The organism is Pediococcus stilesii, from assembly GCF_001437075.1.
In the GTDB taxonomy this organism is placed as follows: domain Bacteria; phylum Bacillota; class Bacilli; order Lactobacillales; family Lactobacillaceae; genus Pediococcus; species Pediococcus stilesii.
This window is the reverse complement of the sequence record NZ_JQBX01000008.1, coordinates 14073-31904: the sequence shown is the minus strand read 5'-3', so window position 1 is coordinate 31904 and position 17832 is coordinate 14073. Positions and strand designations below refer to the sequence as shown.

Annotated in this window: 17 protein-coding genes and 1 other annotated feature; all 17 genes read right to left on the bottom strand. The window is 38.2% G+C overall.

Annotated elements, in window-relative coordinates; all coding sequences use genetic code 11:
- Positions 1-11: 11 nt before the first annotated feature.
- A complete protein-coding gene (locus IV81_RS04630) occupies positions 12-1172 on the bottom strand; it encodes a cysteine desulfurase family protein (protein WP_057802680.1) in 1161 nt (386 codons plus the stop codon).
- Positions 1172-1873: a 5'-methylthioadenosine/adenosylhomocysteine nucleosidase gene (locus IV81_RS04625; RefSeq protein ID WP_057802679.1), complete on the bottom strand. Its 702-nt coding sequence runs from the start codon at positions 1871-1873 to the stop codon at positions 1172-1174. Before IV81_RS04625 ends, IV81_RS04630 begins: the two co-directional genes overlap by 1 nt.
- A 33-nt stretch (positions 1874-1906) precedes the next feature.
- A complete protein-coding gene (locus IV81_RS04620; RefSeq protein ID WP_057802678.1) occupies positions 1907-2164 on the bottom strand; it encodes a hypothetical protein in 258 nt (85 codons plus the stop codon).
- Between the two features lie 8 nt (positions 2165-2172).
- Complete coding sequence (locus tag IV81_RS04615) at positions 2173-2712, bottom strand: NUDIX hydrolase (RefSeq protein WP_057802677.1); 540 nt, start codon at positions 2710-2712, stop codon at positions 2173-2175.
- The gene (locus IV81_RS04610) at positions 2709-2921 is read right to left on the bottom strand and encodes a cold-shock protein (protein ID WP_057802676.1); all 213 of its coding nucleotides are present in this window, start codon (positions 2919-2921) and stop codon (positions 2709-2711) included. The genes IV81_RS04615 and IV81_RS04610 overlap by 4 nt, the downstream gene beginning before the upstream one ends.
- 102 nt (positions 2922-3023) lie before the next feature.
- Complete coding sequence (gene ileS / locus IV81_RS04605) at positions 3024-5825, bottom strand: isoleucine--tRNA ligase (protein WP_057802740.1); 2802 nt, start codon at positions 5823-5825, stop codon at positions 3024-3026.
- Between the two features lie 45 nt (positions 5826-5870).
- Positions 5871-6089, bottom strand: a binding site (T-box leader).
- Positions 6085-6816 (bottom strand): DivIVA domain-containing protein, encoded by a 732-nt coding sequence (locus IV81_RS04600; protein ID WP_057802675.1) that lies wholly within the window; start codon positions 6814-6816, stop codon positions 6085-6087. It overlaps the preceding feature by 5 nt.
- 21 nt (positions 6817-6837) lie before the next feature.
- Positions 6838-7623 carry a YlmH family RNA-binding protein gene (locus IV81_RS04595; protein WP_057802674.1) on the bottom strand — a complete coding sequence of 262 codons (786 nt, stop codon included), beginning with the start codon at positions 7621-7623 and terminating at the stop codon, positions 6838-6840.
- Positions 7616-7897: a YggT family protein gene (locus IV81_RS04590; protein WP_057802673.1), complete on the bottom strand. Its 282-nt coding sequence runs from the start codon at positions 7895-7897 to the stop codon at positions 7616-7618. Before IV81_RS04590 ends, IV81_RS04595 begins: the two co-directional genes overlap by 8 nt.
- A gap of 85 nt (positions 7898-7982) precedes the next feature.
- Positions 7983-9320 carry a cell division protein FtsZ gene (gene ftsZ, locus IV81_RS04585; protein ID WP_057802672.1) on the bottom strand — a complete coding sequence of 446 codons (1338 nt, stop codon included), beginning with the start codon at positions 9318-9320 and terminating at the stop codon, positions 7983-7985.
- Between the two features lie 21 nt (positions 9321-9341).
- Positions 9342-10703, bottom strand: coding sequence for a cell division protein FtsA (gene ftsA / locus IV81_RS04580; protein WP_057802671.1), 1362 nt, complete (start codon positions 10701-10703; stop codon positions 9342-9344).
- Positions 10704-10836: 133 nt separating this feature from the next.
- Entirely contained in the window at positions 10837-11808 is a 972-nt protein-coding gene (locus IV81_RS04575; protein WP_083484683.1) for a cell division protein FtsQ/DivIB, read from the bottom strand.
- A 15-nt stretch (positions 11809-11823) separates the two neighbouring features.
- Positions 11824-12912 carry an undecaprenyldiphospho-muramoylpentapeptide beta-N-acetylglucosaminyltransferase gene (gene murG, locus IV81_RS04570; protein WP_057802670.1) on the bottom strand — a complete coding sequence of 363 codons (1089 nt, stop codon included), beginning with the start codon at positions 12910-12912 and terminating at the stop codon, positions 11824-11826.
- On the bottom strand, positions 12909-14285 hold the full coding sequence (murD, locus tag IV81_RS04565) for a UDP-N-acetylmuramoyl-L-alanine--D-glutamate ligase (protein WP_057802669.1): 1377 nt from the start codon (positions 14283-14285) through the stop codon (positions 12909-12911). The genes murG and murD overlap by 4 nt, the downstream gene beginning before the upstream one ends.
- 11 nt (positions 14286-14296) lie before the next feature.
- Positions 14297-15253 carry a phospho-N-acetylmuramoyl-pentapeptide-transferase gene (gene mraY / locus IV81_RS04560; RefSeq protein ID WP_057802668.1) on the bottom strand — a complete coding sequence of 319 codons (957 nt, stop codon included), beginning with the start codon at positions 15251-15253 and terminating at the stop codon, positions 14297-14299.
- A gap of 18 nt (positions 15254-15271) precedes the next feature.
- Complete coding sequence (locus tag IV81_RS04555) at positions 15272-17440, bottom strand: penicillin-binding transpeptidase domain-containing protein (RefSeq protein WP_057802667.1); 2169 nt, start codon at positions 17438-17440, stop codon at positions 15272-15274.
- Complete coding sequence (gene ftsL, locus IV81_RS04550) at positions 17437-17820, bottom strand: cell division protein FtsL (RefSeq protein WP_057802666.1); 384 nt, start codon at positions 17818-17820, stop codon at positions 17437-17439. Before ftsL ends, IV81_RS04555 begins: the two co-directional genes overlap by 4 nt.
- Between the last annotated feature and the right edge of the window lie 12 nt (positions 17821-17832).

Genomic DNA, 17832 nt, shown 5'->3' with positions numbered 1-17832 from the left:
AAATCCCTCGCTTACATTTTTGCCATCTTTTTTAAACGGTCTTCAATTAAAACGATTTGGTCACACAAATAATCAATATCTTCAGATGTAGTATGCTTTCCAAAACTAATTCGAATCGATTCACCAATTCTTGGAGAGTCCGCCCCATACATTGCCGTTAAAACATGTGATGGTTCAAGACTTCCAGCCGTACATGCTGAACCACCTGAAATAGCAATTCCTGCCAAGTCTAGGTTAGTTTGCATCACATAAGTTGAAACACCCTTAAGCCAGATGTTAAAAACGTGTTGCAAATTATTTGAATCCAATGATCCATTAATCTCAAAATCAATTTCATTATCATTTAAAGTTTGAATAATTTGCTGCTTAAAACCCGCATACCTTGTCTGAAGTTCTTGTTTCTTGTCTTCGGACAATAATGATGCCGCCTTTGCAAATCCCGCAATGTTAGCAACATTTTCAGTTCCAGCTCGACGTTTATCCTCTTGTTCACCGCCAACTATAAAACTATCAAAGTTAACTGTACTATTTTTATACAAAAAGCCCATCATTTTTGGACCATTTAATTTATGTGCAGAAGTTGATAATAAGTCAATTTTGTCACGTTTAACATCAATATCCAATAAGCCATAAGCTTGAACGGCATCTGTATGAAAAACAGCTTGATGGTCTTTTAAAATTTCTCCAATTTCTTGGATTGGCATATGACTACCGACCTCGTTATTCCCCATCATGATACTAACAAGGATCGTTTGGTCATCTAATTCTTGTTTAAATTGGTCCAAACTGATTAATCCATTTTGATCAACATCAAGATAAACTACCTCAAACCCCATTTTTTCTAATCGATTCATCGACTTTAGAACAGATGGATGTTCAATCTTAGTAGTAATAATTTTGTTTCCCTTTGATTTATTTCGCAAAGCTACCTCTGTTATCGCGGTGTTATTGCTTTCCGTGCCACCACTGGTAAAAATTATCTCTTCATCTTCGGCATTAATACTTTGCGCAATTACGTGCCGTGCTTCATCTAACTTAGCTCGTGCTTGACGTCCAAATCCATGTAAACTAGAAGCATTTCCCCAATTATTGGTTAACTGGTCAGATATTACGTCAACAACTTCTGCCGCTGTCGGTGTTGTTGCAGCGTTATCTAAATATACTCTTCGCATTAGTTATTCCCTTCCATCTCAAATAAATCAATTAACATTGCGGCTGAGCGACGTCCTGCATCAACTATAAATTCATCAAATGATACATTGGCATCGTCATCACCAGTATCCGACATCGCCCTCACAACGATAAAGGGCTTTTTGAATTGATGCGCAACCTGCCCAATTGCCGCTCCTTCCATTTCACAACAAAGTGCATCCGGAAAATGTCCTAAAATTTCTTTAACTTTTACATTGCTAGAAATAAATTGGTCTCCAGTAACAATCAGTCCTTTGTGCACGACCATCTCGTTGCCCTCGGCGGCCTTTTCAAACTTGTTGATAAGTTTATCGTCAGCAACGTAACGCACAACATCTTGTTCAGGTAACCGACCGTATTCATAGCCGAACGCCGTAGCATCAACATCATGATAAGCGACTTCCGTTGAAAGTACTATATCGCCCACCTTAAGACCTTGACCAATTCCGCCTGCTGACCCTGAATGAATTAGTTGGTCCACGGTAAAGTTTGTGACCAAAATTGCCGCTGTTATTCCTGCCTCAACTTTTCCTATTCCGGACCTAACTAAAACAACATCAGTCCCCTTAATTTGACCCTCATAAAAAATGATTCCGTTAAGATTGGTTTCTTTTACAAGGTCAATAATGTTCAAAAGAGATTTAATTTCTTCTTCCATAGCACAAATTACGCCATATTTCATAATTTCATAATCCCCTATACATTTAGTTTAATATCATCCAACAAAAAATAAGACCAAAAAAACAAGTATAATTCCAATTCCTAGTACGGCAATTGCAATATTCAACTTCTTTGCAAGATTCCGACTTTTTTCTTCAGAACGTTCATCCGGATTAAATCTTTGTTCTTTTTCTGAAGGTTTTTTTTGATTTCGACGTGTTTTTGATGGTTCTTCGACCTCTTCATTTTTCCGGTCCAAATTTTTTTGTAAGCTTTTTTGATATTCTGCTCGAGTTTGTTTTTTTTCGTCCAAAGACTCACCTACTTAATATTAGCCTGCCAATAATATATTGCTAAAATAGTTTTTGCGTCTTCAATTTTACCTTCTTTAATGGCTTTTAATGCTTCCTCTAATGAAAGTTCAAAAATATTTAAGTTTTCTCCCTGGTCGCGTGGCAATTCTTTAGTTACCTTTTTCAAATCACTAGCAACGTAGAGCGTCATATATTCATTCGCAAATCCCGGTGTTGAATAGAAGCCAACCATTTTGCTTATCTTTCCTGCTTCATAACGTGTTTCTTCATTCAATTCACGCTTTGCGGTTTCCAAAAAGTCTTCCCCATCTTCAACCTTACCAGCCGGAATTTCAATCGTCGTTTTTCCAATCGGTGTTCGCCATTGTTCTTCAAAGATAGCTTTTCCGTCGTTCGTAAAAGCTAGCACAGCAACCGCGTCTTGATGTTTAACAACGTCCCGGTTAGCCAATTTACCATCCGGTAATTCCACTGTTTGTTGATATACATCAATAATTTCCCCCTTATAACGGGAAACTGACTTAACTACTTTTTCTTCTAAGCTCATTTTACTTCCTCTTTTCGAAAGACTTTAACTGCTACCAGACCCTTAGCACCATCGGCAATCATTAGTTCAACTTTTTCGCCGTTTTCAAGCGTTTTATAGTCTTCAGATTGAATCGCGGTATAATGCACAAACGCCTTTTCTCCATCATCTAAAATGATGTACCCGTAACCCTTTTTCTTATCAAAATCATCTACTGTTCCCTTTTCCAATTCTTCAACCCCTTTTTTCGCTAATCATACTACCATGATAATGGTGAATACTAATTCTGTAAATTAAAAATGATTAGGTTTACACCTAATCACTTCTATTAATTATTTTTCGTCAAATCCTTCTGTAATTGCTTCTGGATAATTTTCCGTGACAATCTTGGCACAGCTTGCGCACAATGTTTCAAAATTACTATCGGAACCAATATCAGTTTTCGTCATCCGACAGCGTTCGCATACTTCACCAGCAGCGGGAGTGATTTGCACCGCAATCTGATTATCAAACTTATCCGCTTCCTCAGGAGCAGCAGACAATTCTTTTACTTCCAATTGTGAAACAATCAAAATTAATCGTAAATCGACGCCTAAATCCTTAACGACTTGCATTGTTTGATCATCAAGGTAAAGATTTGCTTTGGCCTCCATTGATTTTCCGATCATTTTCTCATCACGAGCCTCTTCAAGGGCTTTTAAGACATGCGAACGAAGCTTCTTGATAATTTCCCAGTTATCTAACAGTTTCTCTGAGTCAGCAATTGCTAAAACCTCAGGCATTTCTGATAATTGAACAAATTCCTCGGGTTCATGAAGATACTCCCAAATTTCTTCCGCTGTATGAGGTAAGATCGGAGTAACTAGCTTAGTCAACCCAACTAGAATCCGATAGAACACGGTTTGCATTGAGCGCCGCTTCAAACTATTCTCAGGTTCAATGTAGACAACGTCTTTTGCAAAATCTAAATAAAATGCTGATAGGTCCGTAATGATGAAATTCATTAACGCCTTATAGATATCAATAAAACTGTAAGCATCGTAATAACCGCGTAACTCCTTAACTAGTTCGTTAAATTTAACCATCATGAAACGATCTTCAGGTTGAAGTTCATCATAACTAACCGTATCGTTTTGTGGATTAAAATCAGCAGTATTTGCTAACAAGTAACGAACTGTATTCCGAATCTTCTTATATGAGTCCGAAATTTTAACGAAGTTTTCTTGTGATACTCGGACATCTGAAGACGAATCAATCGATGAGACCCACAAGCGAATAATTTCTGCACCCATCTTTTTAATAATTTCATCGGGAACAATCGTATTACCAAGTGATTTACTCATCTTGTGACCCTTGCCGTCCAAAGTGAACCCTTGCGAAATCACTTGTTTGTAAGGTGCTTTTCCTGAAACCGCCACACTGGTGATTAAACTTGAATTAAACCAGCCACGATACTGGTCAGATCCTTCGAGATAAAGATCTGCTGGATATTTAAGATAACTTCGTTCCTCTAGCACTCCTTGATGGGACGATCCAGAGTCAAACCATACATCCATAATATCCGTTTCTTTGGTGAACAGTCCATTAGGAGAGTGCTCGCTCGTAAATCCTTCAGGAAGAAGTTCTTTTGCATCCCATTCAAACCAGATATCTGAGCCATTTTTTTCAAATAAGTCTGCAACGTAATCAGTTGTTTCCTTTTCAATAATTGGAGTTCCGTCCTCTGCATAGAAAATTGGTAGCGGTACTCCCCAAACTCTTTGGCGAGAAATAACCCAGTCTCCGCGGTCTCGAATCATGTTATGCAACCGCTTTTGACCCCATTCTGGCAAAAATTTTACGTCTTCAATCGAATTTAAAATCTTTTCACGAATCTTATCCACTGATGCAAACCATTGTGGTGTAGCACGGAAGATAATTGGTTTTTTTGTTCGCCAATCAAATGGATAGCTGTGGACATAATCCATTTGTTTTAATAAAGCGTTGGATTCTTTTAATTTATTCAAAGCCATTTCATTAGCATCTTCATAAAATACACCTTCAAAATCTGGTCCAGCATCCGCAGTTAGGTAGCCACGATCGTCTACTGGAACAAAAATATCAAGTCCATATTCCTTACCAACCCTAAAATCATCTTCACCAAATCCAGGAGCAGTATGCACTAGCCCAGTTCCGGCATCCAAAGTAACAAAATCTCCCAACATTACCAATAATTCTCTGTGGTTATCAAATGGATGCATTGCCGTAATATTTTCTAACTCGCGTCCTTGAACAACGCTTAGAGTTTCTACGTCGTGCCATCCAAATTCTTCTGTGACATAGCCTAAACGTTCTGTTGCCACAACAAACTTACGTTCCTCATTAGCTGGTTTAACAACCGAATAATTAAATCCAGCATCAATTGTAATTCCTTCTGAAGCCGGAATTGTCCAAGGCGTAGTAGTCCAAACAACAAAATAAGTATCTTCATCTAAGACACCTTTGCCATCGACCACTTTTTCAGCATAGAAAGCTGATGGTGAAGTTACATCGTGATATTCAACTTCGGCTTCTGCCATCGCTGATTCAGACGACCATGACCAGAATACTGGCTTTTTACCACGATAAATCAAGCCCAATTCAGCCATTTTACCAAACGTTCTAATCTCTTGAGCTTCAAATTCTGGCTTAAGTGTTAAATATGGATTATCCCACTCAGCCGCAACACCTAAACGTTTAAAATCTGTTCGCTGCTTATCAACTTGTTTTAAGGCATATTCATGACATAAACGTCTGAATTCGACCGTTGACATTTTTTTACGATCGTATCCTTCTTTGGTTAATTGTTGTTCAATTGGTAACCCATGTGTATCCCATCCTGGCACATATGGACTTCTAAAACCGCTCATCGATTTGTAGCGGACAATGATATCCTTAGATATTTTGTTCATTGCATGTCCCATATGGATATTACCATTTGCGTATGGAGGTCCGTCATGTAGCACAAAAGATGGTTTACCCTCATTTAATTTTTGGCGTTGTTCGTAAACTTTATTTTCGAACCACACGTCTTCACGTTTTTTTTCGTTAACGGGGAGATTTCCTCGCATCTTAAACTTTGTTTTTCCTAAATTTAAAGTGTCTTTTACTCGCACTAAAATCACTCGCTTTCTGAATCTAAAATAAAAAGACTCCATCCCCAAAGGGACGAAGTCTTCGTGATACCACCCAAATTTAAGGGCCAATAAAAAAGCCCTCCTCATTGTAGCAGATAACGATTGCCAATCGTTTGAACTTACTATCGTTCAGTTCAACACTCAAAAGTGATAGAGCCCATAACCTAACATGTTGATCTTTCACCATTATCAACTCGCTAAAATGTTTTTTAATTATAAGCCATTCTTTTTTATCGTTTTATTTTTTTGGTTCAACATGGAATCCTTCGCTAGTTGGATTACCATTTTCATTATCGTAATCTTCAGGGAACACCACTACTGTCTTTAATTCATCCTGATTTTCAGGCTCAACGGCGGGTGTATCTGGCGACACTTCGGTAACTTGTTCTGAGTGTACACTGTCTTCTGGAAGATTGTCAAGTGCACCACTGTTACGCATTGCTTCCTTAATTTCGCCAATCGTTAGTAATTCATCTGAACTCAATAAATTATCCCAATCGCGCCCCTTGATCATTTGTAGTTGCGATTCTAATAAAACTTCCAATTTTTGACGGAAACTTCGCGCCTGTTTCTTTAAGTCATCGGTTGCAATAACAACTTTCTGTGCTTTACCAGCTGCTTCACCAATGTATCCGTCTGCTTTTCGATGCGCATCTTTGACTACTACTTCAGCTTCCTTTTGGGCCTCTTTGGCAGTGAATTCGGCTTCACGTTTGGAACTAATTTTAACTTTATCCGCCGCATCTTGAGCCACCATGATGGATTTATTAAGTGATTCCTTCATTTCATCAAAGTAATCTGCTCGACTTTTTGCTTCTGTTAATTGTTGACGCAATGAATCGATCTCATCTTGAAGACGACGTTGTTCAAAAGCCACATCGTCCAGAAATTCATCAACTTCGACTGGATTGTATCCACGCATTTTATTTGAAAATTGTTTTTGTTGTATATCTTGTGGTTCGATCGCCATTAATAAAACCCCCGTAAATCACTATCTAGTTTTAATTAAATTCAGTTGGATCCTCAACTTGTCTTTTTTTGTTGTTCCAAGGATATCAACAAGTTTTATCCTACCATATTTTCGAACAGAAATAACATCATTTAAGGCAATTATCGTATCTGATTTTTCAACTAGCATCCAATTGAGTTGCACTCGCCGACCTTCAATTAACTCTTTCGCCCGGTGCCTGGATATTGAAAAGCCGGTACTGATAAGAAGATCCAAACGTAAAGACGCGATGGTGGTATTAATGGTCTCCCAGTCGCTTTCAATTCTGAGCAAATCGTCCGCTACAACTGGAATCATTTTAACTTTAATTTTTCCAATTCGATCAATTTCATTTTGAAAAAAGTCTGCCAACTCAGCATTTACGGCAACTTGCCATCTTCCTTCATTATGAACAATATCACCAAATGTGTTTCGCTGAACACCAGAATTAGCCATTGTACCAAGTATTTGTCGGTGCTCTAATTCTGCAAAATTAATCGGATATTCAATTTCAAAAACTTGAACAAGATAGTCATCTTCTTCTGGGCTAAAATAACTAGGATAAATTAAAGCTCGCTGATTCTCTGCTCCTGAAAAACCACCAAAGAGACCTAACTTTAAATCTGAATCTCGATTGACCAGCGTCTGTAAAATATACTGTTCCCGTGGATTTAGAAAGTTAGTTAAAATTGAACGATTTTGGTCCAAAGCTTCTTGAATTAACGACGAAAAATTTTCAATCTGCTCCTGTTCTTCTTTTCTAAAATGTTGTGCAATTTGATTATCCATAAATAACTCCACCAAGCAATAATGCTTCAATATAAGTTAAACCATTCGCACATAATTCTAATACTAGCAAGGCAAGAATTGGTGAAAAATCAATTCCCATAATCGGTGGAATAAATCTAAACCAACTCATGTACGGCTGGCAAATTTTAGTGAGCCATCTACCAAAGGCTGATTGATAGGCTCCTGGTAACCATGACATCAAAACCCATATGAAGATTCCCAACATATAGAGCTGAATGGCCCAATGTAATAATTGAAAAATCATTGTAATCATTATGTCTATCACCCATTTTAATTTTTTGTCTTAATTAAATAAATGGGTTTGAGCTTCGCCCAAACCCTTTATTTTGTATTATATATTATCTACCACGCCGTTTAAAGAATGGTGGCGTGTCCAACGATTCATCATCTGAGCTAGTGTTATTATTGTCATTAAAAGCATTGAATTCTTTCTTTTCAACATTTTTAAAATCACCTTCACTAGCCGATGATGGACGAACGCCATTTGACGTACCTGAACCTGATTGACGCAGTTGCCAATCACCAAATGGATCATTGGCAGCCTGTGTCGTTTGATTATTATTTTGATTTGTATTTGAATTTAAGCCATCAGTTGAACCAGCCCCGCGAATTTCAGAGTTGTCTGAAATTCCGTTCGTAGTAGTCGCATTGCTAGCGGAACTACTTGGATTCTCAAAAGAGGTGCGTGCTGGTTGACGGTGTAAAGACGCTCTACCTGCTTTTTTGTCGATTCCGGTTGCGATAACTGTTACTCGAACACCGTCTTGCAAATCATTATCAATTGATGTCCCAAAAATAATATTAACATCATCATTAGCAGCATCCGTAACGATTTGTGATGCGGCCTGAGCTTCAAATAGCGAAAGATCTGGGCCACCAGTAATATTAAGCAATACTTGTTCTGCACCATCAATTGATGTTTCCAACAATGGTGACGAAATAGCCTTCTTTGTTGCTTCTTCAGTTCTATTCTCACCACTAGCTGAACCGATTCCCATCAGAGCGGAACCTTGATTTTGCATAACAGTTTTTACATCAGCAAAATCCAAGTTAACGTATCCAGGCGATGTAATTAAATCAGAAATACCTTGAACACCTTGACGCAATACATTATCGGCTTCATTAAAAGCTTCCATCATTGGTGTTTTCTTATCAACCAAGTCAAGTAAGCGGTTATTAGCAATGATAATAAGCGTATCAACATGTTCCTTAAGATTTGCAACACCTTCAGCCGCAAATCGAGCACGTTTTGGTCCTTCAAATGTGAATGGGCGTGTTACTACTCCAACCGTCAAAGCACCTTGCTCCTTAGCGATTTTAGCAACCATTGGTGCAGCGCCTGTTCCGGTTCCGCCACCCATTCCGGCTGTAACGAAAATCATATCCGCGCCTTCAAGAGCAGAAGCAATTGTTTGCTGACTTTCTTCAGCAGCTTTGCCACCAACTTCAGGAGTCGAACCTGCGCCCAATCCTTTAGTTAGTTTAGGTCCCAATTGAATTTTAACATCAGCGTTTGATGCTTGAAGTGCTTGAACATCTGTGTTGGCCACAATAAACTGAACTCCCTTAACTCCTTCAGCAATCATACGGTTAACGGCGTTCCCACCACCACCACCAACACCAATTACTTTGATGTTCGCGCCTGTACTTTTACTTTCATCCATTGTAAATTCCATGTTAATTCCTCCATCGATTAGTTAGTCAAAGAAATCGCTAAACCACTTTTTGATACCATCGAAGCGATTTGAAGTTGCTTTATCCGATGGATTACTGTTGTTTTTTGGCTTAGGCCGATCTTGTTGGTTTTCTGAACGGCGTTCCGTTGTTTGAGGACGTTTAAATTTAGGCTTTTCATCAACTACCACATTATCTTGTGGCGTTTCGGCAACCGTTCTTTCACTTGAAACCATAGCATTTTTTGCTAAAATTTCAACATCACTCATCCGTCCTTCATAATTTAAAATAGCTAATACCTGTGCAAAAGCTGGATGTCTCAGTCCCATTTGATCTGGAACATATAGTTTAGCATTGGTTTCAAAAATTCTCTCAACTAAGGTTTCGATTCCCGGTAATGCAGCTCCTCCACCGGTTATCACGATTCCACCAGGCATGTCTAATGCACCGGCCTTTTCTAGCTGTTTCTTAATATTAGTAAGAATTTGCTCCATCCGAGCTTCAATAATCTCACTTAAATATTCTTCAGTGACTGCCGTAGGTTCATTTTGACCGACCACGTTAACTGGAAATGAATCGCTACCCGCCTGGTCTGCTACCGCGTAACCGTACTGTTGTTTGATTTGCTCAGCGTTCTCTAAGGACGTGTTCAACACAACCGAAATGTCCTTTGTTACAAACTGTCCGCCCTCTTGCTCAACAAACGTGTACTTCAAGTGATGGTCATGAATAACAGCAACTGTTGATTGTCCAGCACCTAGATCAAGGGTGATTGTCCCAAAATCTTGTTCTCCATCATTTAAAATCGTCTTACCTAAAGCTAACGAGTTCACAATTATATCAACTAAATTTAAACCAGCAAGTCGAATTGCGCTCTTTAAATTGTGGATAATTGTTTTAGGCCCGGTAATTAATCCACCATTCATCTCAAGACGAACTCCAACCATTCCACGCGGATCTTTTATACCATCAAAACCATCTACAATAAATTCATCAGGTAAAACATCTACAACTTCCTGTTCTGGAGGAAGATTATGTACAGAAGCCGCATTAGACACATCAATTACGTCTTGATTTCCTATTTCCCGAGAGCTATCAGAAATAGCCACCATACCTCTTACAGGCTCAATTCTTAACAAATTAGCTGGAATTCCAGCTACTACGTCATGGATTTGAATATTTGCTTTTCGTTCCGCTGATTCAACAGCCCTCTTAATCGCAAAAGCAGCTTTATCGATATCCACGATAACACCACGATTTACCCCATCTGAGGGCTCTCTTCCCACACCAATAACGTTCATTTGTCCTTTGACATATTCAGCAACAATAACTTTTATTGAGGTGGTTCCAATATCCAGTCCAACGTAAATTCCTGAATTATCCATAATAAAGGAACCTCCTAGTCGTTTAACCGTTTCATTTTATATATTTATCACATATATTAATCAGTTTACCATAAACTTTATTGATTCGAAACGCAGAATTATACTATTTTACAAGCTTAATTTCTTTTGTAACTTATTCTACACTATCTGAATCATTCGTCGATGAATTTGTTTCTGACGAAGACATGTTTGCGCTTTTTTTAGTTGCCGCCTTTTGCTGTTCAGCGTAACTTGATTCTGCTTCACTTGATTGACGAGATTCCTTATATTCATCCGTCCAACCGTACGGCCTTGAATACGCGCCAACCTGTAAATCAATAATCCCTTTTTTCTTCATACTGGCAGAAATTTCAGGGTAATACTTCATTTTTTTTGCAAAGGAGTTTATTACCGCATATACCTGATTCCCATCATTCATAAAAAAGTGAATTCGATTCTTGATATTTTTGGTTGGTGAAAGTGTAACTTCAGCCACACCGTTTTGAACTTCGTTTGGCATTTGTGCATATTCTTTTAAAAATTTCTTTAGAGTTCCGTCATTTTTAAATCCCCTAAAAATAGGATAGTTTCCCGTTGGCTGTTTTGAATCCTTTTTAACAACGGTGCCATCTTGACGAACGGTATAGTACATTTTATTCCTGATCACATACCCCATTATCGCATTTTCAGATATTTGAACGTTCGCTCTACCAGCCAAAGAAACATCAATGGTGACATTTTTTAAATCTGAATCTTTTTTTAAAAGTTGATTTTCATACGATCCTTTTTTAAACATCGAAGCAAATATTGAATCACCTTTTTTCAAAGTAAGGTTTTTGCTAATTTCACTTGTTGAAGTTCGTTTGTTCCCCGAAATTTTTATGCTACGAACTTGACTTATCGGTGAAAAGAAATAGACACCAATCAAAAGCATCAGAACCAAAACTGCGCCAAATACCACGCTCTTTTTCTTGTTTATTTTAAAAGATACACCACTCTTCACCGATGCACGTCTTTTAGAGCGGGGTGTTTTTTTACTTGATCCTTTTGAGGAGCGTCCTTGATTCTTATGATCTCGTTGATATTTTGCCCAAGGGGTTAGTTCCTCATCTTTTTTCTTTTTCATGCAACATCCTCAACACTATTTTATAACTGACACTAATACCTTATATAGATTTTCAGCAGCATCCGGTTGGCCCAATTGTTTAGCATTGTTCGCCATTTCTTTTCTAGCCGTTTCATCTAGCATCAGCTGATCCAAACTACGCATTAATTTTTCTGATGTAAGTTCATTTTCTGTAATCAATTCTGCCGCATGATCTTCAACCAAGCTTTTAGCATTTTTAGTCTGATGATCATTCGTTACATAAGGACTGGGAATTAGAATTGACGGAATCCCCAATGCCGTAATTTCAGCGAGACTTGTGGCACCAGCTCGTCCAACTATCACACTGATATTTGCCAAAATTTCTGGCATGTTTGAAATATACGGTAATATTGCCACTTTAGATTTTAACTTTTCGACATCGATCTCTTTAGCAATTTGATCAAAGTGGACTCTTCCAGTAACAAATAAGGTCTGATATGGTTTCTTAACTAGTTCTTCCAATGAATCAACTGTTACACGATTAATTTTTTCGGCACCACGACTGCCCCCAAAGATTAATACAGTCGGAACGGTACTATCCAATCCGAATTGTCCTAAACTTTCTGGCTTAATATTTACAACTTCCGTTGCGCGCGGATTCCCCGTTAAAACAACTTTTTGTGATGGGAATTGACTGGCAGCATCTTGGAATGAAATCGCAATTTTTTTAACAAATTTGCTTAAAAATTTGTTAGTAACGCCTACCACGCTATTTTGTTCATGAATTACAGTCGGAATTCCCATTAAACTAGCAGCAAATACTACCGCACCACTAACGTATCCTCCCGTACCCAGAACTACGTCCGGTTTGAACTCCCTAATCATTTTACGTGCTTTGACAACACTGCTTAAAAATAATCCAATCGTTTTAAAGTTTTCCAAAGACAGTGACCGTTTAAAGCCTTGGATATTGATCGTTTTAAAATCGATACCACTATTTGGCACAATCTTACTTTCCAGTCCCTTTTGAGTCCCAATGTACAGTATTTCCGAGTTTGGTTCATTTTCTTTAACCTGTTTAATCAAGGCTAGGGCTGGATAAATATGTCCTCCCGTTCCTCCTCCAGAAACCATTAATCTCATAATCGACCATTCTCCTCACTTATTTTTTTTACCGCATCAATAAATTCATCACCGCGGTCTTCGAAAGTTTTGTATTGATCCCAACTAGCTGCTGCAGGCGAGAGTAAAATAACATCCCCCTTTGCGCTATCCGCATAGGCAATTTTAACGGACTCACCTACGCGACTACTTTCTTTAATAACTGGAATTTCAGCCTTACGTGCCATAACTTTCAATTTTTCTGAAGTCTGACCGTTGACAATAATTTCCTTAACATTAGAACTCTGCAAATAAGGAATCAATCGATCATAGTCGTCACCACGATCCAACCCTCCTGCAATTAAAATTAACGGTTTATTAAAAGCTTTTAATGCAACTTGGGTTGCTTCAATGTCCGTTGCTTTCGAATCATTGTAGAATTGCCGCCCGTTAAAACTCTTGACGTACTGAATGCGATGTTTCACCCCACCAAACGTTGAAAGAACTTGTTTGATGTGTGCGCTATCAACGCCTTCTATTTTTGCAACGGCAATGGCTGCAAGTGCATTTTCAATATTTTGTTCTCCTGGAATTCCCATATCCTTTGCCTTCATAATTAATTCTGACTGGAAATATAGGCCGCCTTCCTGTTCATATGCACCCTTTTTTGATAAACCTTTTCGTGAGAAGGGAACAACTGTTGCTTTACTTCTCTTTGCAAGATTCTGCCATTCAGGATTGTCCCAATTAATAACGAAATAATCATTTACGGTTTGGTTTTTAGTGATATTCATTTTATCGTTTACATAATTTTCACGAGTTTTATGCCAATCAAGATGGTTTGAAAATATATTATTTACGACCGCAATGTGTGGATGCAATTGGTCAATGCCTGCCAGCATAAAACTCGACAACTCCATCACCACTCGGTCCCCTTTTAAAGCTTTTTGAACCACGGTAGTTGCTGGAATTCCAATGTTACCTGCAGCATACGCTTTTTGTTCACCGTCTAACATCATTTGAATCAATGTGGTAACCGTTGTTTTTCCATTACTACCTGTTACGCCAATTAATTCGCTATCCATAACTAGGTAAGCAAGTTCTGGTTCGGAGATAATTTTAACTTGATTTTTTTTAGCATTGACTAAGACGGGATTAGTATACGGAATACCTGGATTTTTAACAATCAAACTAATTTGATTAGCACTTAAGATATCTTCTGGATGACTACCTAAAATCATTTTAACCTGGTGTTTTTTAAGATTTCCAGTCAATTCTTCCGGTTGCTCTGCTTTCAAATCATTTATGGTTACATTTGCCCCCAGTTTACGCAATAAAAGAGCGGCACTTACCCCGCTCTTTGCCATTCCCAAAACTAAAACATTTTTATTTTTAAAATCTGTTAAATCTTTCATCCCTAAATCTCCTATAAGACAGTTATTAGTGTAATTAGTGAACCGATTAATCCTACAATCCAGAAAACAATATCAACCTTCCATTCACTCCAACCAAGCATTTCAAAGTGATGATGGATAGGACTCATTTTAAAGATTCGATGTCCAGTCAGTTTAAACGACGCAACTTGTAAGATAACACTTAAGGTTTCTAAAACAAAAACAATTCCGACCAGAAGTAAAGATAGTTCTTGATTCAACAAAATTGAAACTGCAGCCAGCGCTCCACCAAGTGCCAGTGAACCCATATCTCCCATAAATACTTTTGCTGGTTTATGATTGAATACCAAGAAAGCGAGCATCGATCCTACGATTGCCAGGCAGAATATCATAACTGTCAAATTTTGTTGCTTTGCAGCAATAATTACATAAGTACCAAATGCAATCGTTGATAAACCTGCAACTAATCCATCTAGTCCATCTGAAAGATTTACCGCGTTGGAAAAACCAGTTAGCCAAAAAATAATAAACAATGCATACCAAGGACCTAGATGCCAGACACCTAGTCCTGGAATTGCTAATTGTAGGGAAAAACCAGTTTGTTGAATGACAAGAAAAAAGATTAACCCACCAACAATTTGACCCAATAATTTTTGCCAAGCTTTAAAACCCTCATTTTGGCGCTTAAGAAGTTTAATGCTATCGTCCCAGCATCCAATCAGTCCAAATTCAAGGAGCACGAACAACAGCATTAACAAGTTCGTTCCTAACTCATGAAATGCAAATCCTACAATCAAACTGGTAATGATGCTTGCCAAAATAAATACCAGTCCACCCATCGTTGGCGTTCCAGATTTTTTCTGATGCCAAGAGGGTCCTTCTTCACGAATCATTTGGCCTTCATTTCTTTTTCTAAAATAGCTAATAAATTGCGGCATGCCCACCAAGGTAAGCACCGCACTTAAAACTACGCTTAATATACTAATCATCTTTCTCTCCCATACTCATTACTTTAAATTAACGGTCATTGTTGTACCTGATCGAATCGGACTTCCCTTTGAAATCGATTGATCGAATACAAAACCATTACCGGTATATTTAACATTAATATTTAACATTGACGTCAACTTAATAACATCATTTTTTGACCAGCCAGATAAGTCCGGCATCGTAATTGTTCCGCCAGTATTCAACAAAATCCGTTGTCCAACCAAAACCTTTGTTCCCTCAGTCTCAGACTGTTCGGTAACTTTTTTCCCGTTTCCTAATGTAACAACGGCAACATTGTTTTTACCTAACTCTTTGCTGGCATCACTTATATCTTTTCCCACAAGGTTAGGCACTTCAACAGAACTATTTATATCTGAATTTGAAGTCTCTTTGTCTTGCTCCAATGCTTGCTTCATCACAGGCCCAAAGATTTCATCAAGAAGTTCAGTTGCGGTTTTATCACCCTTTAATTTTGGCTTTTTCATAGTAATATACATGATATATTTGGGGTTTTTCGATGGTGCCATACCCACAACAGAATATAAATAACTATTGTCACCGGTCAAATACCCTGTACCATTCGAATTAGCAACTTGGGCTGTCCCTGTCTTAGCAGCAATTTTATATCCGTTCAATTTAAAAGCCGATCCGATACCGTAAGACTTATAAACTACATCTTCCATTAAACCACGAACTTGTTTGGCAGTACTTGCCTTAATAGGTTTGCCAAGCTTTTCGGTTTTCATCGAAAATGTCGTCTTTCCAGTATTTGGGTTAACAACCTTTTTAATAAACTGTGGCTTTACCATTTGACCATTATTTGCAATTGCGGTGAAACCCTGTAGCATTTGAATTGCTGTCACATTAACCGCTTGACCAAATGCTGTGTTGGCTTGCTCGATCGGATAATCAAATTGGATGCTCCCCTTTGATTCGCTTTCCAAACCTGAATCAGTGGACTTTAGTAACTTAAAACGGTCAATATATTTCTTCCAAGTTTTAGCTCCCATTTTTTGTTCTAAATGGGCCATCGCAACATTACTTGATAGCGCAAATCCTTTCGCGTATGAAATAACACCCCATCCTTCTTTTTTCCAATCCGGAATAGTTTTTCCATCAATTTCATACGTACCAGACTCGTACGTATCATTTGCATTAAAATTACCACTATCAATTGCCGCAGCGGTCGTAAAGACCTTCATCGTTGAACCCGGCTCAAAGGTATCTTGTACCAGTGCGTTATTCCACGCCTTGGATAACCCCTTTTTAGTCGAGGAATTAAAAGTTGGTCGTTGAGTTGTGGCTAAAATTGCACCTGTTTTAGCGTTCATAATGGTAGCACTCATGGACTCTGAATGTGTGTCTGATTGAACCTTTCCAACAACATTTTCCATAATCGTTTGTAACCGTTGATCAATTGTTGTATAGATTGTACTTCCATCACGTGCTGGTCTTTCAACTTGAGATCCGGGCAACTGATAACCAAACTTATCTTTTTGTAGGGATTGTTCACCATCAGTACCACTTAATTTTTTATTATTCATTTTTTCGAGGCCCATCACTCCTGAAAGTTGCGTGGAGTCAGTTCCCTTTTGCTTCGATTGCTGTGCAAAACCAATCAAATTCGATGCAAACGTACCATTGGGATATAATCGTGCTTCTGATGACACAAAGTTAATCCCACTTAGTTTTTCTCGTTCAATTTTTTCTTTGGTGGAAACCGAGATATTGTTTCCTGCACCCCCAAACTCGACTTGGAAGGTTTTGCTATTAGAAGGATTCAAAGTCTTTAATGCCTTTTTATAGCTTATAGGCAAATATTTACTTAAAACCTTAGCCGTTTTTTCTTTGTTTGTTACATAGAGAGGCTTTTTATTAGGTCCTACCTGTGATTTGCTAAGAACGGCATAAATTGAATACGTACTTGTGTCCTCGGCGATGGGATTTCCATTCGTATCTAAAATTGAACCCCTTTTGGCCTTAATCGTTTTATTATCGGTGTAAAGACGCTTTGCTTGACTGCTTAAATTGACACTTTCAACTGTGCCACTTACCGCAATATAAGAAAAGCGCCCAACAATCACTATGAACACACCAAGCACAATCAGCAAAAGCCATTTTCCAAACATTTTTCGATTGTGTTGCGTTTCTTTAGTACTAGTTGTTCGCTTCTTTCGGTTCATCATTTATTTACATTCCTTATACTCTCTGAATTAAGAGAAAGGCCTGCCTTTTTAGCAATTTTATCTAGACGACTTTGATCAGATAGTTGATTAATTTCTTGTTTCATAATCGTATTTTTACTTGATAAGGCGGTTGCTTTCTCCTGCGTTGTTTCAAGACTATGTTGCGCGTTAGATAGTCCTATTTTACCAGAAACAACAGTTAGCATTAACCCTACCAAGATGAATCCGCAAATTGTTATTAAAAACTTTTCAAATTTTGATAGTGGTAACTGTCTGGCGGTTACCACTTCTCGAGCCTTTTCTAGCTTTTTTTTGCTAACGCCAGTTAGTGCCGAATCATTAATTGTCTTTGATCGTTCAGCATAATTATTTTGAGCCATTGGCGTCTACCC